23 protein-coding genes are annotated in these 25,903 nt (G+C 64.7%); 10 read left to right on the top strand and 13 right to left on the bottom strand.

Annotated features, from left to right (window positions below; all coding sequences use genetic code 11):
* The first annotated feature begins 54 nt into the window (after positions 1–54).
* Positions 55–1,320, top strand: a complete 1,266-nt coding sequence (locus QFZ88_RS05800) for an ABC transporter substrate-binding protein (protein ID WP_024923571.1) — start codon at positions 55–57, stop codon at positions 1,318–1,320.
* A 160-nt stretch (positions 1,321–1,480) separates the two neighbouring features.
* Here the strand turns inward: QFZ88_RS05800 and QFZ88_RS05795 are convergent, their stop codons facing one another.
* The 12 genes from QFZ88_RS05795 to pcaD all read right to left on the bottom strand — a co-directional run bounded on the left by QFZ88_RS05795 (position 1,481) and on the right by pcaD (position 13,900).
* Positions 1,481–3,391 carry a GGDEF domain-containing protein gene (locus QFZ88_RS05795; protein ID WP_024923570.1) on the bottom strand — a complete coding sequence of 637 codons (1,911 nt, stop codon included), beginning with the start codon at positions 3,389–3,391 and terminating at the stop codon, positions 1,481–1,483.
* Between the two features lie 262 nt (positions 3,392–3,653).
* The gene (locus tag QFZ88_RS05790; RefSeq protein WP_024923569.1) at positions 3,654–5,408 is read right to left on the bottom strand and encodes an amidohydrolase; all 1,755 of its coding nucleotides are present in this window, start codon (positions 5,406–5,408) and stop codon (positions 3,654–3,656) included.
* Between the two features lie 60 nt (positions 5,409–5,468).
* Positions 5,469–6,185, bottom strand: coding sequence for an ABC transporter ATP-binding protein (locus QFZ88_RS05785; RefSeq protein WP_024923568.1), 717 nt, complete (start codon positions 6,183–6,185; stop codon positions 5,469–5,471).
* A complete protein-coding gene (locus QFZ88_RS05780; protein ID WP_024923567.1) occupies positions 6,166–6,930 on the bottom strand; it encodes an ABC transporter ATP-binding protein in 765 nt (254 codons plus the stop codon). The genes QFZ88_RS05785 and QFZ88_RS05780 overlap by 20 nt, the downstream gene beginning before the upstream one ends.
* Positions 6,927–7,931, bottom strand: a complete 1,005-nt coding sequence (locus QFZ88_RS05775; RefSeq protein WP_024923566.1) for a branched-chain amino acid ABC transporter permease — start codon at positions 7,929–7,931, stop codon at positions 6,927–6,929. The genes QFZ88_RS05780 and QFZ88_RS05775 overlap by 4 nt, the downstream gene beginning before the upstream one ends.
* Entirely contained in the window at positions 7,931–8,794 is an 864-nt protein-coding gene (locus QFZ88_RS05770) for a branched-chain amino acid ABC transporter permease (protein WP_024923565.1), read from the bottom strand. The genes QFZ88_RS05775 and QFZ88_RS05770 overlap by 1 nt, the downstream gene beginning before the upstream one ends.
* Positions 8,795–8,920: 126 nt before the next feature.
* On the bottom strand, positions 8,921–10,093 hold the full coding sequence (locus QFZ88_RS05765) for an ABC transporter substrate-binding protein (protein ID WP_024923564.1): 1,173 nt from the start codon (positions 10,091–10,093) through the stop codon (positions 8,921–8,923).
* 100 nt (positions 10,094–10,193) lie between these two features.
* A complete protein-coding gene (locus tag QFZ88_RS05760; RefSeq protein WP_024923563.1) occupies positions 10,194–11,252 on the bottom strand; it encodes a 3-carboxy-cis,cis-muconate cycloisomerase in 1,059 nt (352 codons plus the stop codon).
* Between the two features lie 10 nt (positions 11,253–11,262).
* Positions 11,263–11,880, bottom strand: coding sequence for a protocatechuate 3,4-dioxygenase subunit alpha (gene pcaG / locus QFZ88_RS05755; RefSeq protein WP_024923562.1), 618 nt, complete (start codon positions 11,878–11,880; stop codon positions 11,263–11,265).
* 61 nt (positions 11,881–11,941) lie between these two features.
* On the bottom strand, positions 11,942–12,691 hold the full coding sequence (gene pcaH / locus QFZ88_RS05750; RefSeq protein ID WP_024923561.1) for a protocatechuate 3,4-dioxygenase subunit beta: 750 nt from the start codon (positions 12,689–12,691) through the stop codon (positions 11,942–11,944).
* A gap of 2 nt (positions 12,692–12,693) precedes the next feature.
* A complete protein-coding gene (gene pcaC / locus QFZ88_RS05745; RefSeq protein ID WP_024923560.1) occupies positions 12,694–13,098 on the bottom strand; it encodes a 4-carboxymuconolactone decarboxylase in 405 nt (134 codons plus the stop codon).
* Position 13,099: 1 nt separating this feature from the next.
* Positions 13,100–13,900, bottom strand: coding sequence for a 3-oxoadipate enol-lactonase (gene pcaD / locus QFZ88_RS05740; RefSeq protein WP_024923559.1), 801 nt, complete (start codon positions 13,898–13,900; stop codon positions 13,100–13,102).
* Positions 13,901–13,992: 92 nt separating this feature from the next.
* On the opposite strand from pcaD, the gene pcaQ reads away from it, so the two are divergent.
* The 3 genes from pcaQ to QFZ88_RS05725 all read left to right on the top strand — a co-directional run bounded on the left by pcaQ (position 13,993) and on the right by QFZ88_RS05725 (position 17,268).
* On the top strand, positions 13,993–14,913 hold the full coding sequence (gene pcaQ / locus QFZ88_RS05735; protein ID WP_024923558.1) for a pca operon transcription factor PcaQ: 921 nt from the start codon (positions 13,993–13,995) through the stop codon (positions 14,911–14,913).
* Between the two features lie 175 nt (positions 14,914–15,088).
* On the top strand, positions 15,089–16,684 hold the full coding sequence (locus QFZ88_RS05730) for an ABC-F family ATP-binding cassette domain-containing protein (RefSeq protein WP_024923557.1): 1,596 nt from the start codon (positions 15,089–15,091) through the stop codon (positions 16,682–16,684).
* A 62-nt stretch (positions 16,685–16,746) separates the two neighbouring features.
* Complete coding sequence (locus QFZ88_RS05725; RefSeq protein WP_024927237.1) at positions 16,747–17,268, top strand: GNAT family N-acetyltransferase; 522 nt, start codon at positions 16,747–16,749, stop codon at positions 17,266–17,268.
* A gap of 33 nt (positions 17,269–17,301) precedes the next feature.
* Here the strand turns inward: QFZ88_RS05725 and pobA are convergent, their stop codons facing one another.
* Positions 17,302–18,474 (bottom strand): 4-hydroxybenzoate 3-monooxygenase, encoded by a 1,173-nt coding sequence (gene pobA, locus QFZ88_RS05720; RefSeq protein ID WP_024923555.1) that lies wholly within the window; start codon positions 18,472–18,474, stop codon positions 17,302–17,304.
* A 607-nt stretch (positions 18,475–19,081) separates the two neighbouring features.
* On the opposite strand from pobA, the gene QFZ88_RS05715 reads away from it, so the two are divergent.
* The 6 genes from QFZ88_RS05715 to QFZ88_RS05690 all read left to right on the top strand — a co-directional run bounded on the left by QFZ88_RS05715 (position 19,082) and on the right by QFZ88_RS05690 (position 25,864).
* Entirely contained in the window at positions 19,082–19,966 is an 885-nt protein-coding gene (locus tag QFZ88_RS05715; RefSeq protein WP_024923554.1) for an AraC family transcriptional regulator, read from the top strand.
* Positions 19,967–20,182: 216 nt separating this feature from the next.
* Positions 20,183–21,247 carry a sugar ABC transporter substrate-binding protein gene (locus QFZ88_RS05710; RefSeq protein WP_024923553.1) on the top strand — a complete coding sequence of 355 codons (1,065 nt, stop codon included), beginning with the start codon at positions 20,183–20,185 and terminating at the stop codon, positions 21,245–21,247.
* Between the two features lie 86 nt (positions 21,248–21,333).
* On the top strand, positions 21,334–22,155 hold the full coding sequence (locus QFZ88_RS05705) for an ATP-binding cassette domain-containing protein (RefSeq protein ID WP_024923552.1): 822 nt from the start codon (positions 21,334–21,336) through the stop codon (positions 22,153–22,155).
* Positions 22,152–23,411 carry a sugar ABC transporter permease gene (locus QFZ88_RS05700; RefSeq protein WP_024923551.1) on the top strand — a complete coding sequence of 420 codons (1,260 nt, stop codon included), beginning with the start codon at positions 22,152–22,154 and terminating at the stop codon, positions 23,409–23,411. The genes QFZ88_RS05705 and QFZ88_RS05700 overlap by 4 nt, the downstream gene beginning before the upstream one ends.
* A 37-nt stretch (positions 23,412–23,448) precedes the next feature.
* Positions 23,449–24,177 (top strand): SDR family oxidoreductase, encoded by a 729-nt coding sequence (locus QFZ88_RS05695; protein ID WP_024923550.1) that lies wholly within the window; start codon positions 23,449–23,451, stop codon positions 24,175–24,177.
* A gap of 70 nt (positions 24,178–24,247) precedes the next feature.
* Positions 24,248–25,864: an FGGY-family carbohydrate kinase gene (locus tag QFZ88_RS05690; RefSeq protein WP_024923549.1), complete on the top strand. Its 1,617-nt coding sequence runs from the start codon at positions 24,248–24,250 to the stop codon at positions 25,862–25,864.
* Positions 25,865–25,903 lie beyond the last annotated feature (39 nt).

Raw genomic sequence — 25,903 nt, 5'->3', positions numbered from 1 at the left:
TGCAGACCAAAACAAGGCCGTGTCGGCAGCAGGGCCACAACAAAGGGGAATGACATGAAGAACTATCTTTTCGCCACCACCGTGCTGACTGCACTTGCCGCTTCTTCCCTTCCAACGCTTGCCGCCGATTGCGACATCACCGTCGGCCTCGTCATGGAGCTCACGGGTCCTGCTGGCGAATACGGACAGGCCGGTGCGAAATCGGTCGAGATGGCTTTCCGCGATTTCAACGAAGCCGGTGGTGTTGGCGGCTGCAAATTGATCACCGATACGCGTGATAGCCAGAGCCAGGGTAATGTCGCGGTCGATCAGGCGACCCAGCTCGTCAACATCAAGAAAGTGCCGGTGATCATCGGCGGCATCATCTCGTCGGTGTCGATCCCGATCCTGACCTCGGTAACCGCGCCGGCCGGTGTCGTGCAGGTGTCGCCGGCCTCGTCCTCCCCAACGCTGACGACGCTTGGAAAGGACGGCAAGACCAATGGTGTGTTCTTCCGCACCATCACCTCCGATGCCCTGCAGGGCACCGCCGCAGCGAAATATGCGATCGACCAGGGCCTGAAGAAGCTCGCCATCATCCATGTCAACAACGACTTCGGCGTCAACATGGTCAAGGAATTCGCCGACGCCTACAAGAAGCTCGGCGGCACCATCACCTCGACGACACCCTACAACGAGAAGCAGGCGAGCTATTCCGCGGAAGCCAGCGCAGCCATGGCGGGCGAGCCGGAAGCGCTCTATCTGGTCAGCTACCCGGTCGATGGTGCGACAATCGCCCGCGCCTGGATTTCCGGCGGCGGAGCCCAGAAATTCCTGCTCAATGACGGCATGAATTCGGCCGAGTTCATCGACGCGGTCGGCGCGCAGTATCTGAAAGAGGCCTATGGGACGTCGTCCGGCACCAGCAAGACGGCGTCGACCGATTATTTCTACGGCGCTTATGAGGCCTTCTCAGGCGGTATCAAGCCGGACGCCCCTGCCGCCGACCGTTCCTACGATGCGGGCGCGATCGTGGCGCTGGCGATAGCCAAGGCCGGCAGGGGCGATGCCGCCGCGATCAAGGCGGCCATTCCGGAAGTTGTCGCGGCAGGTGGCGCACCGATCCATGCCGGCAAGGCGGAATTCACCAAGGCGCTGGCGCTGATCAAGGAGGGCAAGCCGGTGAAGTATGAGGGGGTCATCGGCCCGGTCTCCTTCGACCAGTATGGCGACATCACCGGCCCGTTCCGCCTGTGGAAGATAAAGGACGGCAAGGTCGAGACTGTTGGCGAGATGAGCGCCGACGCGGTCGCCAAGACCAAGGCGGAAATGCAAAAATAGCAGATCGCCGGCCACCCCTGCTGAAACAGGTTTTCGGCAGGGGTGGCTCAGTGACCTGCTGGTTTGCCTTGCGGTGCGAAGCCGCAGCGAGGCATTTGGTCCCTGGACATCCGGCATAGCCGGCGATGTCGCAATTCCCCCATCGCAACACAGCTGCCCTCTAACGGCTGCCGCGGATCGGCATGCGCCTTCCGCCTTCGGCGCTAGCCTGGCGTCGCACAACGTCGGGTGCGACCGACACGCGGTTACGACCGTCGGATTTGGCCTGGTACAGCGCCCTGTCTGCGCGTTCGACCAGGTGGCGCCAGTCGCGGGGGCTGCGCTGGCCGCAGGCGACGCCGAAGCTGGCGGTGATGGCGAGCTGAGCACCGCCGGGAATGGTGAAGCGATGTCCCTGCAGCGTCATGCGGATGCCCTCGGCGAGGTGGGCGGCATGGTCGATGTCGGGACAGGCAAACAAGAGCGCGAACTCCTCGCCACCGAAGCGGGCGACGACGCCGCCGGCTGGCGTCTCACGCTTCAGCAATGTCGCGGTGTCGACCAGCACCCGGTCGCCGGCGAGATGGCCATGGCTGTCGTTGATGTTCTTGAAATGGTCGATGTCGACCATCACCAGACACAGCGTTTCGTCAGCGGGCAGCCTGCCGCCGCCATTCTGGGCGATATGGTCCAGCGTGCGTCGGTTCAACACGCCGGTCAGGCCGTCGGTCTCGGCCTGCACCCTGAGCTCGCTGGTCAGCGAGGCGCGCTCGCGCATCCTATCCTGCAACACGTCGATGGCATTGAACAGGCGCACGATCTCGCCGGCACCGCCGAGATCGGCGCGCGCGGCTGGCGGGCGATCCTCGGCCAGGCCAATCACCTCCTCATGCGCCTGCAGCAGCGGGCGGAAGACGTCGCGGCGCACAGCCAAAAGCACGCCGATCAAGACCGCGAGAATGACCGCCGTTGCCAATGCCACGGCAAGGAAGAGGCGCAAAGCGCCGTCACGCTCCATCGAGAAGCGCGACACCATTTCGTCGAGGAAGGCCATGCGGTAGTCCTCGATCGGCTTCATGGTCGGCACGAAGCGCGTGGTCAGATCGGTCGCGGTGATCGAGTAGTTGGTGGAATCCTTGCCTTCCTTGATGACCTTGTCGATGAGGTCCATGCCGACGCCAAAGAACAGCGCGTCGATGGCGGCCTGGTTCTTGGCGAGGTCGGGCACGGCGTTGAGCGCGGTCTGGCTGTGCAGCATCTGCCAGATTTCGTAGATGCGACCCTGGCTCTGGCGCGCGTCGATGATGTTGGGCAGTGGGATACGCTGGTGCGAGGCAAGCGGCGCGATCACCTCGGAGGCCGCCCGGCCGCCATATTCGCGCAGATCCGCGAGCATCTGGCCGATGAGCGCCGGCGCCGCCAGTCCGCTGTCGTGGCTGATCAACTCGTTTGAGCGCCACGTCACTACGGAGCGAAAGCGGTCCGAAACGTCGAACATCGCCTCAATCGCCTGCTGCATCGCCCGAAGCTTGGCCTCGTCGCCCTTGGAGGCCTGGACTTGGTCGACCTTGTCCCTTGCCTCGGCCAGCGCCGCCGTGACAGCCGCGAGAAGCGCGGACGGCACCGGATGGTCATGGAGCAGGAAAGGCACCTCCGGCGCAGCGGCCAGACCAGCGAGAGCGGCGTCGCTGCGGGCGCGGAAATCCGCCAGGCGCTTCAGGGAGGCATCGCTGGGCGAGGGGCTCTCCGACATGACGTTGTTGGCTGGTCCGCGCTCGGCTGAAAGGAAATTCGCGGCATCGAGAATTTGGCGATAATACTGGATGTCGTAGAGGTTCTGCCTGGCCTCGGCGAAATCATTCCACGCCCGCGACAGGATCATGGTGGCCAGCACTGTTGCGCAGAGCACAGCCAGGCCAATGCTGAACGACAGTTTCGGATAGAGGCTCTGGTCGCGGTTCAACCGGCGCAGGCGCAGCCGTAGCGCGTCGAGCGACCACCGGGTTTCGGCGCGGCGCCGGCGCGAGCCGAAAGGCGTGGCCGCGGCGTTGGCGGACGCTGCCTCTGGGCTCTGGGAGTTGGTCTGCATCATTGAAGGATCGGCCTGAAACGGTACGCTGTCTTACTGCACGTTCTAACGACCCCCACCTTTCGTTTGGTGAAGACGGTTGGTTAAATCGGAGTTAGCGGGTCTCTGCGCCTTTTCAGTGACAGTATGATATTGCATCGGGCGCCGCTTGTCAGCGGCGGCGGTGTTTCGCTCCGGGCGCCAACGTTCGGCTGCGTCGCCACTCAATGGCGCTCACCAAACCGAAGGAACGGCCCGTCGCCGGGTCGACGGCGGGCCGAAACGATTATTGCGGTCTGGCTTCGTAGACCTTCTTGCCTCCATACATGGTCCAGACAACCTTGGTGTCGCCGATCTCCTTGGCGGAGACTGACAGCACGTCGCGATCGACCAGCGCGAAGTCCGCGGCCTTGCCGGGCTCGATCGACCCGATGCGGTCGGCGCGACGCAACGCCTTGGCCGCGTTGATCGTGTAGGCGTAGAGCATCGCCTCCGCGCTCACCGCCTCCTTGTCGAGCAACACCCCCTTAGGCCCCTCGCGGTTCATCGCCGTGCGGATGGCCAGGAAGGGATTGGGCGAGGACACCGGCCAGTCGCTAGCGCCGGCGATGGTGGCACCGGCCTTGAGCAGCGAATTGGCCGGATAGATCCACTGCATGAAGGCCGGGTCGAGATAAGGCTCCAGCATGTCGGTGGTGAACTCGTCCTTCAGCGCCCAGATCAACTGCATGGCGGCGATGACGCCCAGTTGCTTGAAGCGGGGGACGTCCTGCGGCTGTACGATTTCGAGATGGGTGATAGTGTGCGGAATGCCGCTGTCGCCATTCGTCTTGCGTGCCGCCTCGATGCCATCCAGTGCCTCGGTCACCGCGCGATCGCCGATCGCGTGAATGTGGACGAGGGCGCCGCGCTTGTCGGCTTCCGTCACCAGCGCCTTGAACTTGTCGGTGCCGATCACCTCCGGTCCTGGCGTGCCGAGGTTCTTGTAAGGCTTGGACAGCGACGCGGTCTGAGCCGGATATTCGATGACGCCGTCGGCGAAGATCTTGATGCCGCCTACCATCAAACGGTCGCTCTTGGGGTATTTGGTGGCCAGCGTGTCATAGACCTCCATGGCTTGCGGACCGCTGGCCGCGTTGAGCAGCGCCATGCCGGTGACATGCGCGGTCAACTCGCCATTGTCGGCCAAAGCCTTGTAGGCCGGCAGGATGCCTTCCTGTTCCTTCGTCGGCGAGGCGCTGAAGATGGCGCCCGTGGGCTCCACATTGACGATCGGGTCGAGCCAGGCGGTGATGCCGTCGCCGTTCATCTCCTTGACGGCGGCGCGTAGGGCTTCCTTCTGAGCCTCGAGCGGAACCGGTGGCAGCGCCGTCAGCACCTTGTCCCAGCCAGCATCGGCGACAAAACCGTTCGGCGCGCCATCCGCGCCTAGCGTGTAGAATTTGCGGTCGGCCTCGGCGAGACCGTCGACGAAGTCCTTGGTGACTCCGGCGCGGGTCAGCAGTGCCTTGTTGGCCCAGCCGGTATGCCCGTCTGAGCCGACCAGCACGACCGGCATCTTGTCGTAAGGGGCCGCGTTGAACAGCCCGTCGAGTTCCGCCGGTTGCCAGTAAGCGGCGGTGATGACGCCGAGGCGCAGGACATCGCCCACCAAACCGCGTTTGTTGTCGATCGATTCCGTTGCGAACTTGCCGAGCTCCGCGATGGCGCGGCTTTCCTCGGGCAGGATCGCCGAGACCGAATTGAACCCGGCGAACAACGCGTGGACGTGGGCGTCGATCAGGCCGGGCAGCAGCATGCCGCCGCCGAGGTCGATCTTTTCCGCGTCCGCCGAGGCCGCCTTTTCGACATCGGCGAGCTTGCCGACGGCAAGGATGTTGCCATCGCGGATTGCCACCGCTTCGGCGCTCGGCGCCGCGGTGTTGGCGGTGAATACCTTGCCGTTGGTCAGGATCATGTCGGCCGCGAGGGCCAGGCTGGGCATCGACAGACCAGCCAGAAGTGCGCCTATGAAGCCGGCGCCGGCTTTGCTTAGTGTCAAGACACGTTCACTCCCTTTCGTTTCGGTTGCCTTCCACGGACCGAACCAGGGCCGTGCGCCCTAGTGCAGTCCGCCCACTCCCAGCAGCCGCTCGACCGTCGAGTGGTCCGCTGCAAGTTCCTGCGGCGTGCCCCGCCAGGCGATGCGTCCCCGTTCGAGCACGATCACCTGGTCGGCGAAGTCGAGCGCGCTCTGGATACGCTGCTCGACAAGCACGATCGTCATGTCTCCCTGTTTGGCGAGGGTGGCGAAAGCCGCCATCAGTTCGTCGCAGATCACCGGAGCGAGGCCCTCGAGTGGCTCGTCCAGTAACAGCAGCGTCGGTTGTCCGAGGATAGAGCGTGCCGTCGACAGCATCTGCTGCTCGCCGCCCGACAGCTGCGAGCCGAGATTGCGCCGCCGTTCCGCCAAGCGCGGGAACATCCAATAGGCTTCCGCGATTGCCTCCCTGGGCCTTCCCTTGAGGCCGACGAACAGATTTTCCTCGACGGTAAGGGTTGGAAAGACCCAGCGTGCTTGCGGCACATAACCCACACCCTTGAGCGCACGCTGAGCCGTGGCGAGGCCGGTGATGTCGGCGCCGCCGATACTGATCGAGCCGCCGATATGGCGGGTCAGGCCTGCCAGTGTCGCCAGCAGGGTGGTCTTGCCCATGCCGTTGCGGCCAAGCACCGCCAGGCGCGCGCCGGCGGGCACGGAAAGCGAGACATCTTCCAGCACCCGTGTCGGGCCATAGCCGGCCGACAGGCCGGTGACCTCAAGCGGCGCGGCCGGCATCGGCATAGCTCCCAAGATAGGCTTCGCGCACGCGCTGGTCGTGTGTCACATCCGAAGGCGATCCGTCGAAGATGATGGTGCCGGCGGCGAGAACGACCACGCGCCTGGCAAAGCGGAAGACGAGATCCATGTCGTGCTCGATCATCAAGACGGCAAGATCGGCGGGCAGGCCGGCAAGAGCTGCCTCGATGCGGCCAGTGTCGCTCTGCGGCACGCCAGCGGCCGGTTCGTCGAGCAGCAGCACTTTCGGCTTCAGCGCCAGCGCCATGGCGATCTCCAAGAGCCGTTGCTGGCCATAGGCGATCTCGCGCACTTTGCGGTGCGCCTGGGTCTCCAGGCCGAGCGCGGCCAGCAGCGTATTGGTCTCCGCCATCACTTCCGGACGATCCAGATAGCTGCCGGTCATGTTGTTGGCGCGACCGTCGCGCTGGAGGATGGCCAGCGCGATATGTTCGGCCGGGCTCATGTCCTGGAACAGCCGCGTCACCTGGAAGGAGCGGACCAGCCCGCGCCTGACGCGCTCGGCGGGTCCGCTGCGGGTCAGGGTTTCGCCAGCCATCAGCACCTCGCCGGCGTCGGGCTTCAGATTGCCGGTCACCAGATTGACGAAGGTGGTCTTGCCGGCGCCATTGGGCCCGATCAGCGCGACACGGTCGCCGGGACGGAGCGACAGCGAGACATTGTCGGTGACGGCGAGGCCGCCGAAGGATTTCTTCAGGTTGCGGACTTCGAAGACCGGGGTCATGGCCGCTCCCCGCCTCGGCGCGAGAAGCGGTCGGCGAGCGTGCCATAGAGACCCTTCGGCGCGAACAGCACGACAGCGACAAGCAGCGCGCCGACGATGGTCAGCCAGTGGAACGGGTTGGCCGCCGCGACGAAATCCTCGAACAGCATGAAGATCACCGTGCCGGCCAGCGCGCCGAACAGCGAACCGGTGCCACCGAGAACGAGCATGACGAGGGCCTCGGCCGACTGCGTGAATGACAGGCTGTCCAGCGCGACCACCTGCGTCGAGATTGCGCTGAGCGCTCCGCCGACGCCGGCGACGCCACCGGAGAGGACGAACATCCTCAACAGGGTCGCATTGGGCGATGCGCCCATCGCTCGGATGCGCACCGGGTCTTCCTTGGCTCCGCGGCACAACATGCCAAAGGGGGAACGCACGACGATGCGCAGGACAATGAAGACGATCACCAGCAGCGCAACGCCATAGGCATAGGCCGTGCGGCTCCACAGGTCGAAGGCGAACAGGCCGAACAATGGAGCCGGCATGATGCCGGACAACCCGTCGCTGCCGCCGCTCCACGACGTCGTCTTGTTGGCGAATTCGTGGAACAGATGGACGAGCGCGATCGACAGGACCAGTTGCGGCAGGCCGTGGGCGCGCAGGATAACCAGCCCGCAAACGAGGCCGGCGACCATGCCGCCAGTGAGGCCGGCCAGCGTCATCGCAAACGGGTCAGTGATGCCGAAATGGACTGCGCCGATGCCGGCCGCATAGGCACCGGCGCCGAACAGCGCCGCCTGGCCGAGCGTGGCGATGCCGCCATAGCCGGTGACGAGGTCGAGCGAGAGCACCAGCAAGGCGATGGCGACGACGCGGGTCAGGAGGGCGAGGTTGTTGGGAAACACGAGATAGCCGATGGCGGCGATCAGGAGAATGGCGGCGACGCCGGCGAGGTCACCGGCGATGGCGCGTCTGCCTTTCGGCGCGGCCGCGGCGTCGGTGTTGGTTACCACCGACATCAGCCGCGCCTCCCAGCCAGGCCGCGCGGGAACAAGCATACGATGGCGATGACGGCCAGATAGAAAAAGAACTCGCCGAATTCCGGCATCCAGTAGCGACCGGCCGTATCGATGCCGCCGAGGAGCAGGCAGGCGGCGAGCGCGCCGGGGATAGAGCCGGTGCCGCCGACCGAGACCACGACCAGGAACGTCACCATGTAGCGCAGCGCGTAATAAGGCTCGACTGGCAGCAGTTCCGCGCCGAGGACGCCGCCGAGCGCGGCGAGGCCGACGGCGATGGCAAAGGAGACCGCGTAGACGATCTCGGTGCGCACGCCGAGCGCCGCAGCCATCGATGCATTGTCGACGGAGGCGCGCAGCTTGATGCCGAAACCGGTGCGCTCGATGGCCAACCAGAGTGCCGCTGCAATGGTTAAGCCGGCAACAATGGCGAAGACCTTGTGCGCGGCGATGGAGCGGAAACCGAGGTCGACCGAACCTTGCAGCGCATGGGGCAAGGGGATGGTCTTTAGCGTCGGGCCGAAGACGTAGTTGGCGATGCCGATGATCATGAAGGTGATGCCGATGGTCATCAGCACCTGGGTGAGTTCCGGCGCGCTATAGATGCGCCGGTAGAGCAGTCGCTCGATCGGCGCCGCGATGACGATGGTGCCGAAAACGGCGAGCAGGATGGCCACGGCGTAGCCGAGACCGAGCGACTGCGCCGCATAGGAGGCGATGTAGCCGCCGATCATGGCGAAGGCGCCATGGGCGAGGTTGACCACGCGCATCAGCCCCATCGTCACCGACAGGCCGATGGAAATGACGAACAGCACCATGCCGTAGGCAAGCGCGTCGACGGCGACGCTGAAGACAGTCTGCATTACGCACCTCCCTTCGCGCATCCTGCGCCAGGATCATGTCGGCGTCGATGGATGGTCAAGCCACAGGGATCGGCAGCCCGCCGCGCGTTAGGATGGCAGCGGCGGGACGGCCGGGCTCGAACAGGCCTATTTCTTGGCGGCGAGGCCAGGATCGCCCTGCTTTTCGAAAGTGCGGATTTCCTTGTTGTAGTAGGTTCCGTCCGCTGCCTTGGTGACTTCGCGCAGATAGATGTTCTCGACGATGTGCCGGCTTTCCGGGTCGATGGAGACCGGGCCGCGCGGGCTCGTCCAGGACAGGCCCTTGACGGCACCGACCGCCTTCTCGGCATCCTGCTTGCCGCCGGTTGCCTCAATCATCTTGTAGATGACGTGCATGCCGTCATAAGCGCCGACCGCCGGGAAGGAGAGTTCGGCCTGGTTGCCGATCGCCTTGCTCGCCGCCGTCACGAAGGCCTTGTTTTCGGGTGAGTCATGCGAGACGGCATAATGGAACGTCGTCTGCAGGCCGAGCGCGCTTTCGCCGAGCGCCGGCAGGTCGGATTCCTGGGTCAGGTCGCCTGGCGCGAAGAACTTGATGCCGGCCGCCTTCAGGCCGTTCTCGTTGTAGGCCTTGACGAAACCGAGCGTGGGCGGGCCGGAGGGCAGGAACACGAACAGCCCATCGGCACCGGAATCCTTGATACGCTGCATGATCGGGGAGAAGTCGGCGGTCGACATCGGCATGCGCAACTGTTCGACCACAGCGCCGCCGGCCTTCTCGAAGCCGGCCTTGAAGGCCGCTTCCGCGTCATGGCCGGGCGCATAGTCGGCGACGACGGTGACGACCTTCTTGGCACCGTCGTCGAAAGCCACCTGAGCCATCGGCGACACGGTCTGCCAGATGGTGAAGGAGGTGCGCACCACATAAGGGCTCTTGGTGACGATCGCCGAGGCGGCGGCGTTCATCACCACCATCGGCACATTGGCCTGCTGGAGCAGCGGAGTGGCCGCCATCGCGTCCGGCGTGAAATAGAAACCGCCCAGATACTGTACGCCTTCCTTGACGATCAACTCCTGCGCCAGCGCCTTCGATTGCGCCGGATCAGCCTGCGGTACGTCGCGATAAATGATCTCGACCTCGTGGTTGCCGACCTTGTGGCCATTGATGGCCACATAGGCGTCGATGCCTGCCTTGAAGTTCTTGCCCTGTAGGGCGAAGGGGCCGGAAAACGGGCCAACGATGCCGACCTTGATCGTGTCGGCATAAGCGGCACTGCTCATGGCCGCGGCCAAAAGCGCGGCCGAAAGCAAGCGTTTCATGATTCCTCCCTCATCGACGACCTTCGGGTCTTTCCAGAAACTTTGACAGACGATTCGGTAATGTAAAATGAAATGATCAGCCTTTCTCATATTCCCCAGGTTATTGTTCAGCGCCAAGCCGGGTGATGTTGGCGGCAAGCGCGGCGGCAAGCCGCGTTGCCGCCGCCGTGGCTGCGACCATCTGCGGGAAGATCATCCATTCCAGGGTCCAGGCTGCCCCGGACCGTTCCTGTTCGTGCACCAGCGCGCCGTGCATGCCAGCAAGCTGGGTGGCGTTGAAGCGGGCGAGCGTCACGAGAACCTCGGCCGCAACCGGGTTCTGCTTGTGCGGCATGGTGGAGGATGCGCCGCCGCCGGCCAGTTCGATCTCGTCGCCAGCCTGCGCCATCAGCGCGATATCCTGGCCGAACTTGCCGAGCCCGCCGGTGACCAGCGACAGGGTAGAGGCTAGCTCGGCGAGCCGGTCGCGCTGGCCGTGCCATTGCGGGGCGTCAATCAGTCCGAGTTCCGCGGCCAGCGCGGCGCGGACTTCCGCCGCTTTGTCGCCGAGCCGGTCCAGCGTGCCGGCGGCGCCGCCGAATTGCAGCGCCAGCCCTTCCTTCGACCAAATGCGCAGACGCTCCAGATTGCGCTTGGCGGGTTGTCGCCAGGCATCGAGCCGGTCGCGCGCATTTATGGGGATCGCCGCCTGCATCCGGGTCCGCGCCATCAGGGCACGATGCTCATCGCGCTTCTCGATGCCGGCGAGGGCATCGATGAAAGCTTGCAGCCGCGTTTCGATTGCCGCAAGCAGCGGTTTCAGCCGCAGCATCAGGCTGGTGTCGATGACATCCTGGCTGGTGGCGCCGAAATGAACGCGACGCGCCGCCTCGCTGCCGACGGCATCGCGCAACTGGCGCACGAGTTCAGGCACGACGACGCCGTCAACCGCGACGGCGGCGCGCAACCGATCGATATCGGGGCTGAATGACGCGATCGCGCGGGCGATCTCGGCGGCGGCTTGTTTGGTTATAACGCCCGCCTTCGCCTCGGCCTTGGCAAGGGCCGCTTCGAAGTCGAGCATCGTCTTGATACCGGTTGCCGCGGAGAAGGTGTTCGCAACTTCCGCGTCGCCGAGCAGGCCGCCGAGGATGGGATGGTCGAAAGGGCTGACGCTCATCTTCGCCGCGTCAGATGTCGAGGAACACGGTTTCCCGTTCGCCCTGCAGATGGATGTCGAAGACATAGTTGTTGCTGGCCTCTTCGCGGGCGATCAGCGTCGCCACGCGGGAGCGGTGCTCGATGCGCGCCAGTACCGGGTCTTCGGCGTTCGCCTCGGCCTCATCTGGAAAATACATGCGCGTGTGCAGGCCGAGATTGATGCCACGGGCGACAATCCAGAAGGTGATATGCGGCGCCATTAGCCTGCGGTCCCTATAGGGGACGCGGCCGGGCTTGATGGTGTCGAAAGCAAAGCGGCCGGTCTCGCCGTCGCAGGCGCAGCGCCCCCAGCCGGTAAAATTCGGATCGGCGGTGCCGCGCAGCTCGGCCGGGCTGTTGTGGAGCCCTGCCGCGTCGGCCTGCCAGATCTCGACGAGCCCGTCGCGCAACGGTGCACCGGCGCCGTCGATGACACGGCCACTAACGGAAATGCGCGTCCCGCGCGTCTTGTCGCTAACCATGCCGGCGCCGAGGTCGGCGGCATAAACGCCGCCGATGCCGGAAGCATTGGGCGTCAGCCCGATATGCACATAGGGGCCGGCGGTCTGCGATGCCGTTTCCTTCAGATAGCCGAGAGCCTGGGTCATCAAGGTCGTGAACTCTTCGCCATTTCAGGTGACTTTTCGATCATCTTCTCGGGGCCGCGACCTAGTTACCGTCCAGCCGGTTCTCGAACAGGGTCGAGCGCCTGCCGCGCAGCACGATATCAAACTTGTAGGCGCGCGCATCCATGGGGATGGTGTTTTCCATGTCGAGCGGGGCGACGAGCAGCTCGACGGCGCGCCGCTCGGGAATGGTGCGCACGATCGGGCAGCGCCAGATGAGTGGATCGCCCTCGAAATACATCTGAGTGATCAGCCGTTGCACGAAGCCGTGGCCGAACACCGAAAAATGGATATGCGCCGGCCGCCAGTCGTTGGGGCCGTTCGGCCAGGGGTAGGGGCCGGGCTTGATGGTGCGGAAACGGTAATTGCCATTCTCGTCGCTGATGCAGCGGCCGCAGCCGCCGAAATTGGGATCGAGCGGCGCGAGGTAAATTTCTCGTCTGTGCCGGTAGCGGCCGCCGGCATTGGCCTGCCAGAATTCGAGCAGGGCGCCCGGCACGCCGTGGCCGCGTTCGTCCAGAACCTGACCGTGAACGATGATGCGTTCGCCGATCGCGGATTCTCCCGGCCGCGCGAAATTGTGGATGAGGTCGTTGTCGAGTTCGCCGATGATCGAGTGGCCGAAGACCGGGCCGGTGATTTCCGAGATTGTGTTGTCGAGCGCCAGCAAGGCCTTTTGCGGCGAACGCAGCACGGACGTCTTGTAGTCAGGCGTGTAGGCCGGCGGATGCCAGGTGCGGTCGCGCGGGAAGAACGCTCCCGTCTCGGGCTTGCGATTGGGCAGGTCGCTCATGATCAGGCCACCTCCTTTGCGTCGAGCGCGTCGAACACCTGCTTGGCGGTGCGGATCGCCCGGTTGGCGGCCGGTACGCCGGCATAGATGGCGACATGCAGCAACGCCTCGGTGATGTCCTCGCGCGTCGCGCCGGTGTTGACGGTGGCGCGCACATGCATGGCGACTTCCTCGTCATGGCCGAGTGCTGCCAGCAGCGCGATCGTCACGATCGAGCGCTCGCGCTTGGTCCAATTGGGTCGCGACCAAACCGCGCCCCAGGCCGCTTCGGTGATCAGGTCCTGGAACGGACGGTCGAAATCGGTGGATGCCATCTCCGCCCGGTCGACATGGGCATCGCCCAGGACCTTGCGGCGGGTCTCGATCCCCAGCAGATGGCGTTCCGATACCGTTTCGTTCGCGGCCATGTCAGCCCCTCTTGGATGAAGACACAATGAAGGCACCAAGCAGCGCGGCAAAGGCATCCGGCTGTTCGACGCAAGGGATGTGGCCGGCATCGGCGACAATCTCGCAGCGTGCACCCGGCACGAGATCGGCCAGTGCGCGGACGAGGGCCGGCGGTGTCGAGCCGTCCTGGTCGCCGACGACACAGATTGTCGGGACGGAGACGCGCCTGGCCTGTTCGGTCATGTCGGCGCTGCGGAGTGCCTCGCAGGCCGCGACGTAACCATCGACGGGCTGGCGCACCAGCATGGTGCGGTAGGCGGTTAGTTCGTCCGGCCGAGCAGCGTGGAAGGCCGGCGTGAACCATTTTTCCATGATGCCATAGGCGAAACCGGCGATGCCAACGGTTTTGGCAATTTCGATACGCTCGTTCCAGGACTGCGGCGTTCCGATTTTGTGCGCGGTGTCCGAGAGAACCAGCGCGCCGACGAGGTCGGGGCGCGTTGCGTGCAGATCGAGTGCGATCAGGCCGCCGATCGACAGGCCGCAGATGACGGCCTGGCTGATGGCGAGGTGGTCGAGCAGGGCGGCGAGGTCGGCGGCGTGGGTGGCGATGCTCGCCGGCGCGTCGCCGAGGCCGGACAGGCCATGGCCGCGCTTGTCATAGACCAGCGTCGCGCAGTCACCGGCGAGGCGGCTGACGACATCGTCCCAGATGCGGAAGTCGGTGCCCAGCGAATTGATTAAGACGACGACCGGGCCGGAGCTTGGCGCCCCGGTCAAACGGTGGTGCAGGACTATGCCGTTGATCGTCGCCAGTTGCACGCAAGCTCTCCTTGCCTTCCTTGTTGTCCTTTCGTTTGGTTAAGTAAAATAATAAATTCCGCCAAACGATTAACTGACGGGTTATGGCCGCGATGATCGATCAGCGCATCAAGTTCCGCCATCTGCAGACATTCGTCGAGGTGTCGCGGCAGAAAAGCGTGATGAAGGCCGCCGAGACGCTGAATGTGAGCCAGCCTGCGGTGACCAAGACCATCCGCGAGCTGGAGGAGGCGCTGGGGGTGCGGGTGCTGGAACGCGACGGGCGCGGCATTCGCGTGACGCGGCTGGGGGAGGTTTTCCTGCGCCATGCGGGCGCCGCGATCTCGGCGCTGCGGCAAGGGGTGGATTCGATCGCCGCCGACAGCCTCGGCAACGCGCCGCCGGTGCGGGTGGGTGCGCTGCCCACGGTCTCGACCCGCATCATGCCGCACGCGATGCGGTTGTTCCTTGGCGAAAACACTAGCAGCCGTGTCAAGATCGTGACCGGCGAGAACGCGGTGCTGCTCAATCAATTGCGCGTCGGTGACCTCGACATCGTGGTAGGCCGGCTGGCGGCGCCGGAGCAGATGGCGGGATTTTCCTTCGAACATCTTTATTCGGAGGAGGTGCGTTTCGTGGTGCGTGCCGGTCATCCTTTGCTCACGGGCGGCGCCTTCGTCTTCTCCGACCTGGTCGACTATGTGGTGCTGATGCCGACGCGGACCTCGATCATCAGGCCGTTCGTGGAACGTCTTTTGATCGCCAACGGCATGCCGAACTGGCCGAACCAGATAGAAACGGTCTCCCACGCTTTCGGCCGTGCCTTCGTGCGCTCCACGGACGCCGTCTGGGTGATCTCGGAGGGTGTGGTGGCAGCTGATGTCGCCGAGGGGTTTCTCGTCACCCTGCCGATCGACACCAGCGAGACCAAGGGGCCGGTCGGGCTCACCATCCGCACGGATTCGGTGCCGACGCTCGCACTCGGGCTTTTGATGCAGACCCTTCGCGAGGCGGCCGGCGCGATACCCCAGTAGGGAGGTTCGGGCAATCTTCCGGCGCCAGCCTTTCCGGGGCTTGGTATCGGCGCCTTGCATATCCGCAACCCGTCACCTAGCTAATACGGACCTTTGATGGACCGGAGTTTCCCCAACATGGATTTGACCCTCGCTGCCTTCACCCGTCCGGTTTCGCTGCGAGAAGTCCTGTCCCATGCCTGCATTCATCACCCTGTCCAATCTGTGCTGGTCAACGCCTGACGGCACACCGCTTTTCACCGATCTCAATTTAAGTTTCGGCGCGGAGCGCGCCGGCGTCGTAGGGCGCAACGGCACCGGCAAGACGACGCTTCTGCGTCTGATCCAAGCCGAGTTGCAGCCGCAATCGGGCGCCATTCAGGTTTCCGGCACGCTCGGTCTGATGCGCCAGGATATCGGCGCGCGCGACGGTGAAACCATCGCCGACCTGTTCGACGCGCGGCGCGCGCTGGCTTTGCTCGATCGCGCCGAGGCCGGCCTGGCGAGCGCCGACGAGCTGGCCGACGCAGACTGGACGCTGCATGCGCGGCTCGACGCAGCGCTGTCGCGCTGCGGCCTCGATACTGATCCGCGGACGCCGCTGGCATCACTTTCCGGCGGTCAACGCACCCGTGCCGGCCTTGCAGCGCTCATCTTCGCCGGGGCGGATATGCTGCTTCTCGACGAGCCGACGAACAATCTGGACAGAGCCGGACGGGGGGCCGTTCTGGAAATTATCAGAGGGTGGCGCGGCGGAGCCCTGATCGTCAGCCATGACCGCGAACTCCTCGAGGAAATGGACGCCATAGTCGAGCTGAGCACGCTTGGCGCGACGCGATATGGCGGCAACTACAGCGCTTACCGGGCGCGCAAGGCCGAGGAGCTCGAGGCGGCCCGTCACGATCTCGCCCACGCCGAACGAACGCGGGTCGAAATCGATCGCCGGGCTCAGCAGGTGGCCGAGCGCAAGGCGCGCAAGGACAGCGCCGGCCAAAAGGCGCGCGCCAAGGGAGACCAGCCCAAGATCCTGATGGATGCCGCGAAGGGAAGGGCCGAATCCTCCGGCGGCGCCAATGCCCGCTTGCGCGAGGCGCGGCATGAGGTTGCGCTGGAGGCTCTTACCGCAGCGCGCGAAAAGCTCGAGGTCCAACAGCCGCTGCGCATGGACATACCCTCGACTGACCTGCCGCCGAACAAACTGGTTCTGCGGCTCGACGGTTTGACGGGAGGGTACGATCCGGTGCAACCCGCCATCCGCGATCTGTCCCTTGCGATCACCGGGCCGGAGCGCATTGCGATCGCCGGACCGAACGGCAGCGGCAAGACCACGCTTCTTGCGTTGATTGCCGGCCAGCTCGAACCGTGTAGCGGCAAGGTGGATCTGCATGTGAGGCACGCATTGCTGGACCAGCATGTGGGCATTCTCGATCCCGCCCTCTCATTGCGGGACAATTTCCGGCGGCTGAACCCCGGCTCAAGCGAGAACCAGTGCCGGTCGGCTCTGGCCCGTTTCCGGTTCCGCGCTGATGACGCGTTGCGAATGGCCGGCAGCCTGAGCGGCGGCGAAAGGCTGCGCGCAGGTTTGGCCTGCACGCTGGGTCGCGCCGAGCCGCCTCAGCTTCTCATGCTGGACGAGCCGACCAATCACCTCGATCTGGACGCAGTCGAAGCCTTGGAAGCAGCGCTCGCAGCCTATGATGGCGCGCTGCTAGTGGTGAGCCACGACGAGGCATTCATGGAGGGGCTTGTCCTCGATCGCAGGGTCGACCTTGCCGGGAGATCGGGAGGCTGAACGGCGGTAACCCATCGTCCTCGCAGGATCGGTCATAGATTTGCCGGATACGTCCTGGCGCCATGCCAGCCATGGAACCTACGGTTTTCATCGAACCCGTCGCGCCTGAAACGCGCGAGGAATTCGCCTCCGTTCTGCGGGATGCGAGCGCATGGCAGAGATCGATCGGTTCTGAAAGTTGGATCTCGCCCTTCGATGATGCATGGATGCTGCCACGGATCGCGAGGCGCGAACTGTTTCTCGCACGCGTCCAAGGCGAAACCGCCGGAGCATTTCGACTGCTTCGCGAAGACCGCGACTTCTGGGGCGACGGCGAAGTCGGCGACAGCCTTTACCTGCACACGTTCGCGGTGCTCCGGACATATGCCGGAGCGGGGGTAGGAAAGGCGATCATAGACTATGTTGTCGACCAGGGGCGGGCGCTCGGCCGGGAATACATCAAGCTCGATTGCTTCTCGTCGAGCCCGCGATTGGTGTACTATTACGAGAGGCATGGGTTCATATTGGCCGGAACCGTTACCGTGCGCGGCAAGTCCATGAAGCTGATGCAGCGCGCGCTTCGCGGCGTGCCCGGTACCCGCTAGCTGTCGTTCGTAGGTGTTCCGTTGGTGCCCGCCTCAGTAAGGCAGGCCGACATAGTTTTCGGCGAGCGCCGCCGCCGCCGCGCGCGAATGGGTGAGATAGTCGAGTTCGGCTTCCTGGATCCTGCGTTCGAAATCCGTGCTGTCGGGGAAGCGGTGGAGCATGGTGGTCATCCACCAGGAAAAGCGCACGGCCTTCCAGACCCGGGCCAGCGCGCGCCGCGAGTAGGCATCGACGCCGGCGGTGGAGTGCTCGGCGAAGAATTCGCGCAGGCCTTCGAACAAATAGTGCACGTCACTTGCCGCGAGGTTGAGACCCTTGGCGCCGGTCGGCGGCACGATGTGGGCGGCATCGCCGACGAGGAACAGGCGGCCGAAGCGCAGCGGCTCGGCAACGAAGGACCGCAGCGGTGCGATGGATTTCTCGAAGGATGGCCCGGTGACGACTGCTTGCGCGTGATGAAGCGGCAGGCGCCGACGCAACTCGTCCCAGAAGCGCTCGTCGCTCCAGGCTTCCACCTGCTCGTCCGCCGAGACCTGGACATAATAGCGGCTGCGGGTCGTCGAGCGCATCGAGCAAAGTGCGAAGCCGCGCTCGTGGTTGGCATAGACCAGTTCGTGGCTCACCGGCGGCACATCCGCTAGCAGGCCCAGCCAGCCGAACGGATAGACCCGTTCGAATGTGCGGATCGCTTCGACTGGAACGTTTTTGCGGCTGACGCCGTGAAAACCGTCGCAGCCAGCGATGATCTCGCAGTCGATCCGTCCGGCGATGCTGTCCTTCACATAGGTGACATGTGGCTTGTCGCCGGCAAAATCGTGCGGCGTGACATCGTGGGCATCGTAGAGCGTCAGCGCGCCGGTCGCTTCGCGTGCCTGGATCAGGTCGCGCGTCATCTCCGTCTGGCCGTAGATGGTGACGTGCTTGCCGTCGGTCAGGTTGGCGAGGTCAATGCGATGGTCGCGGCCGTCGAAAGCGATGGAGAACCCTTCGTGGATGAGGGCTTTCTCGCGCAGGCGCGCGGCGGCGCCGGCTTGCTCGACGAGGTCGACCGTGCCTTGTTCCAGAACGCCGGCCCGCACGCGGCCGAGGATGTATTCCTTGTCGACGCGGTCGAGAATGATGTTGTCGATGCCGGCCTTGGTGAGAAGCTGGCCAAGCAGCAGGCCCGACGGCCCCGAACCAATGATGACGACCTGCGTTCGCATTCAGTCTCCAGATTGGCGGAGGGCCAGATCAGCGGCCCGCCTGTGAGGCCGCACCATTGCCCAACCTGCCGGTTCGGTAAAATGATATCTAAGGCCGATCGTATATATGGATCGTTATGAAAGCCGGGGACGGTTGTGCGGTGGGGGGACGAAATCGCTCCCTTGCCGGGCGATCGAGGCGGCGCGATCAGGCAGGGTGATCGGACCCACCACGGCCCAGAGCAACGGTGTTGCCCGAGTCCGCCATGAGCCGCCTTTGCGATGGGCCCGATCACTCTCGGGGCTATTCGACTCGCTCTCTGGTGGCCAAACGTTTTGATCCGCCAGCCACAGTTGCCGGCCGGATTGGTAAACCAATGCTTAACGGAATGCGGTCGCGACGCACATGTGTCTTGCGCAGAGAAGGCCGGCGGCCTCGCATATTCGCATCCAGTACCTCATCCACGGCTGTGAGGTCAAAAAAGTATCGGTTATGCTGGCCGAACGTGGTGGCGCGGTTTTGACGATGGGATTAGCGTTTTCCCAGATGTCAGAGCTGAAGCGAATTCAGCCGATAGGGAAAAGGGCCGCGACGGGAGGACCATCTCGCGCCCCGGAGGAAACGAGCATGGGACCGGACCTGGAAGTCGTCCAGATTCGACAGGGTGAATCGTTCAAGGCCTGGTCGCACGGCTATCCGTTCCGCACGGTGCGCTGGCATTTCCATCCCGAATACGAACTCCACCTCGTGGTGGCGACGGCCGGCCGTTATTTCGTCGGCGATTTCATCGGTGAATTCGAACCGGGCAACCTCGTGCTTGCGGGGCCGAACCTTCCGCACAACTGGGTCAGCGATGTTCCCGAGGGTTCGACCATTCCGTTGCGCTGCCGCATCCTGCAATTCAGCGAGGGCTTCATCGGCGACATCATGAAGGTGCTGCCGGAGCTCGCAGCGCTCGGCCCGGTGCTGGAATGGTCGCGGCGCGGCGTATTGTTCTCGACCGAGACGAGCCGCCAGGCGGCACCGATGATGGAAGAATTGATGGAGGCGCAGGGTGTGCGCCGCATCGAACTCTTCATGGCCATCGCCGGCCTGCTCAGCCGGGCGCAGGGCGCGCGCATGCTGGCCAGCCCAAGCTATATCCCGGACCCTTCCGGCTATATGTCGGCCGGCATCAACAAGGCGCTCGCCTATCTGCGCGAAAACCTGACGCAGCCTTTCGGTGAGGCCGATCTGGCGAGGATCGCCGGACAGTCGACCAGTGCGTTCTCGCGTACCTTCCGCCGCCACACCGGCATGACGCTGGTTCAATATGTGAAGCGGCTGCGGATAAACCTCGCCTGCCAGATCCTGATGAGCGAGGAGCAGGCACCGATCACCGACATCTGCTTCGAGGTCGGCTTCAACAATCTGTCGAATTTCAACCGCCAATTCCTGGCCGAGAAGGGCATGACGCCGTCGCGTTTCCGGCGACTGGTCGTCGACCATATCAACGCGGCGAAGGCCGCCTAGGAGGGAGGGCCAGGGAGGAAACCCATAAGAAAATGCATGACGCGAGCGGCTCGATCGTGGCTCGCGAGGGGAGGCCTTTGTCCGAAATTGCCTCTCGGGGAAGTTCGCGGAGCGGTCAGGAGACGCCGTGGAAACACCTGGGTGAGAGCCGCCGGACCTTTGCCGAACAGCGCAGATCAACACACTGCAACGATGTCATCTAAGGGAGAAGATGGAATGACCAAACACTCATGGAAAACGACCGGCCTGGCCATGCTGGCCCTGTCGCTCGTCAGCGGAACGGCACTCGCGCAAAGCGCCGACGGCGCTACCGTGGCCTTCCTGATGCCGGACCAAGCGTCGACCCGCTATGAGGAGCACGACTATCCGGGCTTCAAGGCCGAGATGGAAAAGCTCTGCGCCACCTGCAAGGTACTTTACCAGAACGCCGACGCCGATGCGGCGCGCCAGCAGCAGCAGTTCAACTCGATGATCACCCAAGGCGCCAAGGTGATCGTCATCGATCCCGTCGATTCCACCGCCGCCACCTCGCTGGTCAAGCAGGCGCAGGCCCAGGGCGTGAAGGTCATCGCCTATGACCGTCCGATCCCGAAGGCCAAGGCCGATTTCTACGTGTCCTTCGACAACGAGGCCATCGGCAAGTCGATCGCCGAATCGCTGGTCAAGCACCTGAAGGACAAGGGCGTGAAGGCCGGCGAGGGCACCGGCGTGCTGCAGATCAACGGTTCGCCGACCGACGCGGCGGCCGGGCTGATCAAGAAGGGCATCCACGCCGGCCTCGACAAGAGCGGTTATCCGATCCTGGCCGAATACGACACGCCAGAATGGGCGCCGCCGAAGGCCCAGCAGTGGGCCAGCGGCCAGATCACCCGCTTCGACAGGAAAATCCTGGGTGTGGTGGCCGCCAATGACGGTACCGGCGGTGGCGCAATCGCCGCGTTCAAGGCGGCGGGCTTCAATCCGGTTCCGCCGATCACCGGCAACGACGCGACACTGGCCGCGCTGCAGCTGATCGTCGCCGGCGACCAGTACAACACCATCAACAAGCCGAGCGAGATCGTCGCGGCGGCCGCCGCCAACATCGCCGTTCAGCTCCTCAAGGGCGAGACGCCGAAGGCCGAGGCGACGCTGTTCGACACACCCTCGCAGCTGTTCGTGCCGGTGGTGGTCACCGCCGAGAACCTAAAGGCGGAGATCATCGACAAGAAGATCGCCACCGCCGAACAGATCTGCGTCGACCGCTATGCCGAGGGCTGCAAGAAGCTCGGCATCACCAAGTAGCCGCAGGCGCGGCAACCGCCCCGTCAGACCGGCGGGGCGGCATTTGCCTGCCGACGAGCAAAGGAACTCTTGGAAAGGCTTGCATCATGACCGACACATCACAGAGGCCGACCCCGGCACGTGAGCTTGTGCTCAGCCTGCGCGGCATCTCCAAGCAATTCGGCGCCGTCTCGGCGCTGACCGATATCGATCTCGACGTCCATGCCGGCGAAGTCGTTGCCCTTGTCGGCGACAACGGCGCCGGCAAGTCGACGCTGGTCAAGGTTCTGGCGGGTGTGCACCAGCCGACATCCGGAACGATCACCTTCAAGGGCGAGCCCGTTGCGCTTTCGGACCCGGCGACGGCGCTGGGGCTCGGCATCGCCACCGTCTTCCAGGATCTCGCGCTGTGCGAAAACCTGGACGTCGTCGCCAACATCTTTCTCGGCAAGGAACTCAGCCCGATGCGGCTGGACGAGGTGTCAATGGAGATCAAGGCGTGGAAACTGCTCAACGAATTGTCGGCGCGCATCCCCAGCGTGCGCGAACCCATCGCCTCGCTGTCAGGCGGCCAGCGCCAGACGGTGGCAATCGCGCGGTCGCTGCTGCTCGATCCCAAGCTGATCATGCTGGATGAGCCGACCGCCGCGCTGGGCGTCGCCCAGACCGCCGAAGTGCTCGATCTGATCGAACGCGTCCGCGACCGGGGGCTGGGCGTCATCATGATCAGCCACAACATGGAAGACGTCCGCGCCGTCGCCGACCGCATCGTGGTGCTGAGGCTGGGCAAGAACAATGGCATCTTCCATCCCGACGCATCCAACCAGGAACTGGTCAGCGCGATCACCGGCGCCGAGAACAACTCGGTTTCGCGCCGGGCAAGCCGCCGTCAGGCAGGGCTTGCGCAGACGCAGGAGAACCCGTCATGAGCGACAATTCGCAACAAAGCGCGCCGCAGGCGCAGCTTCTCGACCGCGCCGACGTGCGGGTCAAACACGCCGAAGGCATCGGGGGCTCGGTCGGTGCCTTTCTCGATCGGGTCCGTTCGGGCGATCTCGGGTCGCTGCCGGTCATCGTCGGGCTGGCCATCATCTGGACGGTTTTCCAGAGCCTGAACCCAGTGTTCCTGTCGGCCAACAACCTGGTCAACCTTCTGTTCGACTGCTCGACGGTGGGCGTCATCTCGCTCGGCATCGTGTGCGTGCTCATGCTCGGCGAGATCGACCTTTCCGTCGGCTCCGTCAGCGGCCTCGCCTCGGCGCTGGTCGGTGTCTTGTGGGTCAATGAGGGCTGGCCGGTCGGCTTCGCCATCGTCACGGCCATGGCGGCGGGCGCGGTCATCGGCTCGATCTACGCGCTGCTTTTCAACCGTTTCGGCATGCCGAGCTTCGTTTCGACGTTGGCCGGCCTGCTCGCGGTGCTCGGGCTGCAGCTTTATCTGCTGGGCTCGACCGGCTCGATCAACCTGCCTTACGAATCGCCGCTGGTGAATTTCGGCCAGTTGATGGTGATGCCCGACCCGGTCTCGTACGCGCTCGCAGCGATCGCCGGTATCGCCATTTTCGTCACCGGCTACCGCGAAGCCGCGCGGCGGCGCGAGGCGGGCCTTTCAGCGCAATCGACGGCAAGCCTCGTGGTGCGCGCCGTGGTGGTGACCGTCGCCGTGGAGGCGATCGTCTTCTATCTCAACGGCGCCCGCGGCATTCCGTGGATGTTCGGTCTGTTCGTCGGCCTGGTCGTGGCGATGAACTATGCGCTGAAACGCACCAAATGGGGCCGTTCGATGCATGCCGTCGGTGGCAACCGCGAGGCCGCGCGGCGCGCCGGCATCAATGTGCGCTATATCTACACCACCGCCTTCATGCTGTGCTCGATGCTTGCCGCCACCGGCGGCATCCTGGCGGCGGCCCGCCTTGCCTCGTCCAGCCAGCAGGCCGGCACCGGCGATGTCAACCTCAACGCCATCGCGGCGGCGGTGATCGGCGGCACCAGCCTGTTCGGCGGCCGCGGCAGCGCCTATTCGGCCCTGCTTGGCATCATCGTCATCCAGTCGATCGCCAGCGGGCTGACGCTGCTCGATCTGTCGTCATCGCTTCGATACATGATCACCGGCGCCGTGCTGGCGATCGCAGTCATCGTCGACTCGCTGGCGCGCAGATCGCGGGTTTCGCACGGCCGCGCCTGAACCAACTCCCAAGCAAGACCAGCAAGAAGAGGCAGACATGGCTCAGGACCTTATCGGAAAAGTCGCGGCGATCACCGGTGCCGCATCGGGCATCGGCCTCGAATGCGCCAGGCACCTTATCGCGGCGGGCGCGCGTGTCGCGCTGGTCGACCGCGCCGAGGCGGCACTGAAGGACGTCTGCGCGGAACTCGGGCCTCAGGCGATCCCGGTGGTGGTCGACCTGATGGACCCGAAAAGCGTTGCAGGCATGATGCCGCAAATCCTGGAGAAAGCCGGCCGGCTCGACATTTTCCACGCCAATGCCGGTGCTTATGTCGGCGGCGAGGTGCTGAACGGCGATCCCGATGCCTGGGATCGCATGCTGAACCTCAACATTAATGCCGTGTTCCGCTCGGTCCATGCCGTTTTGCCGCATATGGTCGAGCGCAAGAGCGGCGACATCATCGTTACCAGCTCGATCGCCGGGCTGGTGCCAGTGGTGTGGGAGCCGATCTACACCGCCTCGAAACACGCTATCCAGGCCTTCGTGCACACGCTGCGCCGGCAGGTGGCCAAGCATGGGCTGCGGGTCGGCGCGGTGGCGCCCGGCCCGGTGGTGACGGCGCTGATCAGCGATTGGCCGAAGGAAAAGCTCGACGAGGAACTGGCCGCCGGTGGGTTGATGCAGCCGGTGGAGGTGGCCGAGGCGGTGATGTTCATGTTGACCCGTCCGCGCAACATCACCATCCGCGATCTGGTGATCCTGCCGCAGAGCAACGATCTCTGACAGAATAGCCGCCGGCGCGGCAAACGGTGCCGGCGGCACTTTCCAATTCTTTCGTTTCAAGGGTGATCGAATGACCTTAGCGAAGCATTTTCTCGGCATCGATGTCGGTACCGGCAGCGCGCGCGCCGGGGTGTTCGACGCCAAGGGAACGATGCTCGCTTCGGCCAAGCGCGACATCGCCCTCTACCGCGAGGCGGGCGATATCGTCGAACAGTCCAGCAACGACATCTGGCGCGCCGTCGCCGCCAGCGTGCGCGAGGCGGTGGCAAAGGCCGGCGTGGAAGCGGCGTCGATCACGGGCATCGGTTATGACGCCACCTGTTCGCTGGTGGTGCTGGGCGAGGGGGGACTGCCACTTCCCGTCGGGCCGACCGACGAGGCCGAGCGCAACATCATCGTGTGGATGGACCACCGCGCGACCGAACAGGCCGCCCGCATCAACCGGACAGGCGAGGCGGTGCTGAACTATGTCGGCGGCGCCATCTCACCGGAGATGGAGACGCCGAAGCTCTTGTGGTTGGCCGAGCATAAGCCGGAGACCTTTGGCCGCGCCTGGCAGTTCCTGGACCTGACCGATTTCCTGACCTGGAAGTCGACCGGCAGCCTGGCCCGCTCGGTTTGTACCGTCACCTGCAAATGGACCTATCTGGCGCATGAACAGCGCTGGGACGAACACTATTTCCGCACGGTCGGGCTTGGCGCTTTGGCCGACGAAGCATTCCGGCGCATTGGGACCGAAGTGGTGTCGGCTGGTACACCGCTCGGCGCGGGACTGACTGCCGAGGCGGCGCGCGATCTTGGGCTCGTCGAAGGCACGCCGGTGGCTGCCGGCCTGATCGACGCCCACGCCGGCGGCATCGGCACGGTCGGCGCGCGCGGCGGTGCCGGCACCGTGTCGTCGCGCATGGCCTATGTGTTCGGCACCTCGGCCTGCACCATGTCGACCACCACCGAACCGGCTTTCGTCGACGGTGTGTGGGGCCCGTATTTTTCGGCCATGGTGCCGGGCCTGTGGTTGAACGAAGGCGGCCAGTCGGCTGCCGGCGCGGCCATCGATCATCTGGTGCGCATGCATCCCGCCTCGGCGGAGGCCGCGGCCAGGGCTGGTGAGGCCGGTGCCAGCCTCGGCCAGTGGCTGGCGGATGAGGCAGGCAAGCGCGGCGGTATGGAAGCGGTTCCCGGCCTTGTCGGCAAGCTGCACGTCGTACCGGAATTCCTTGGCAACCGCGCGCCCTTCGCCGATCCCGAGGCGCTTGGCCTGATCGCCGGCATCGGCATGGACGACGGCCTGGAAGGGCTGGTCGGCCTCTATCTTGCCGGGGTCTGCGGCCTCGGCTACGGCGCACGCCAGATCGTCGGCGTGCTTGCCGACAAGGGTGTGGCGACCGACACCATCGTGGTCAGCGGCGGCGCCGGCCAGAGCCCGCTGGTGCGGCAGCTTTTGGCCGACACGACCGGGTTGACGGTCGCTGCCTCGACCTCGCCGGAACCGGTGCTGTTGGGCTCGGCCATTCTCGGCGCAGTCGCCGCCGGCCAATTCGCGGATGTGGCTGGGGCGATGGCGGCGATGTCGGAACTTGGGGAAACCTACCCGCCGAATGCCGCCCACGCCGGCTGGCACGCCAAACGGTTCCAGGCGTTTGAACTTCTCCAGAAGGCTGGGCGAGCGATCCGCGACGACGCGTAGGGGGCTTCCGCTTCACAGGAAGAGGCAGGGACCGGACCG

This window comes from Mesorhizobium sp. YL-MeA3-2017, assembly GCF_030814575.1.
In the GTDB taxonomy this organism is placed as follows: Bacteria; Pseudomonadota; Alphaproteobacteria; order Rhizobiales; family Rhizobiaceae; genus Mesorhizobium; species Mesorhizobium terrae.
This window is presented reverse-complemented; position numbering and strand designations above follow the sequence as displayed.

What these genes read in the sequence shown, in the direction of transcription:
- QFZ88_RS05800 (WP_024923571.1), top strand. Translation starts at nt 55, where the DNA reads ATGAAGAACTATCTTTTCGCCACCACCGTGCTGACTGCACTTGCCGCT.
- QFZ88_RS05795 (WP_024923570.1), bottom strand. Translation starts at nt 3,391, where the DNA reads ATGATGCAGACCAACTCCCAGAGCCCAGAGGCAGCGTCCGCCAACGCC.
- QFZ88_RS05785 (WP_024923568.1), bottom strand. Translation starts at nt 6,185, where the DNA reads ATGCCGGCCGCGCCGCTTGAGGTCACCGGCCTGTCGGCCGGCTATGGC.
- QFZ88_RS05780 (WP_024923567.1), bottom strand. Translation starts at nt 6,930, where the DNA reads ATGACCCCGGTCTTCGAAGTCCGCAACCTGAAGAAATCCTTCGGCGGC.
- QFZ88_RS05775 (WP_024923566.1), bottom strand. Translation starts at nt 7,931, where the DNA reads ATGTCGGTGGTAACCAACACCGACGCCGCGGCCGCGCCGAAAGGCAGA.
- QFZ88_RS05770 (WP_024923565.1), bottom strand. Translation starts at nt 8,794, where the DNA reads ATGCAGACTGTCTTCAGCGTCGCCGTCGACGCGCTTGCCTACGGCATG.
- QFZ88_RS05765 (WP_024923564.1), bottom strand. Translation starts at nt 10,093, where the DNA reads ATGAAACGCTTGCTTTCGGCCGCGCTTTTGGCCGCGGCCATGAGCAGT.
- QFZ88_RS05760 (WP_024923563.1), bottom strand. Translation starts at nt 11,252, where the DNA reads ATGAGCGTCAGCCCTTTCGACCATCCCATCCTCGGCGGCCTGCTCGGC.
- pcaG (WP_024923562.1), bottom strand. Translation starts at nt 11,880, where the DNA reads ATGACCCAGGCTCTCGGCTATCTGAAGGAAACGGCATCGCAGACCGCC.
- pcaH (WP_024923561.1), bottom strand. Translation starts at nt 12,691, where the DNA reads ATGAGCGACCTGCCCAATCGCAAGCCCGAGACGGGAGCGTTCTTCCCG.
- pcaC (WP_024923560.1), bottom strand. Translation starts at nt 13,098, where the DNA reads ATGGCCGCGAACGAAACGGTATCGGAACGCCATCTGCTGGGGATCGAG.
- pcaQ (WP_024923558.1), top strand. Translation starts at nt 13,993, where the DNA reads ATGATCGATCAGCGCATCAAGTTCCGCCATCTGCAGACATTCGTCGAG.
- QFZ88_RS05730 (WP_024923557.1), top strand. Translation starts at nt 15,089, where the DNA reads ATGCCTGCATTCATCACCCTGTCCAATCTGTGCTGGTCAACGCCTGAC.
- QFZ88_RS05725 (WP_024927237.1), top strand. Translation starts at nt 16,747, where the DNA reads ATGCCAGCCATGGAACCTACGGTTTTCATCGAACCCGTCGCGCCTGAA.
- pobA (WP_024923555.1), bottom strand. Translation starts at nt 18,474, where the DNA reads ATGCGAACGCAGGTCGTCATCATTGGTTCGGGGCCGTCGGGCCTGCTG.
- QFZ88_RS05715 (WP_024923554.1), top strand. Translation starts at nt 19,082, where the DNA reads ATGGGACCGGACCTGGAAGTCGTCCAGATTCGACAGGGTGAATCGTTC.
- QFZ88_RS05710 (WP_024923553.1), top strand. Translation starts at nt 20,183, where the DNA reads ATGACCAAACACTCATGGAAAACGACCGGCCTGGCCATGCTGGCCCTG.
- QFZ88_RS05705 (WP_024923552.1), top strand. Translation starts at nt 21,334, where the DNA reads ATGACCGACACATCACAGAGGCCGACCCCGGCACGTGAGCTTGTGCTC.
- QFZ88_RS05700 (WP_024923551.1), top strand. Translation starts at nt 22,152, where the DNA reads ATGAGCGACAATTCGCAACAAAGCGCGCCGCAGGCGCAGCTTCTCGAC.
- QFZ88_RS05695 (WP_024923550.1), top strand. Translation starts at nt 23,449, where the DNA reads ATGGCTCAGGACCTTATCGGAAAAGTCGCGGCGATCACCGGTGCCGCA.
- QFZ88_RS05690 (WP_024923549.1), top strand. Translation starts at nt 24,248, where the DNA reads ATGACCTTAGCGAAGCATTTTCTCGGCATCGATGTCGGTACCGGCAGC.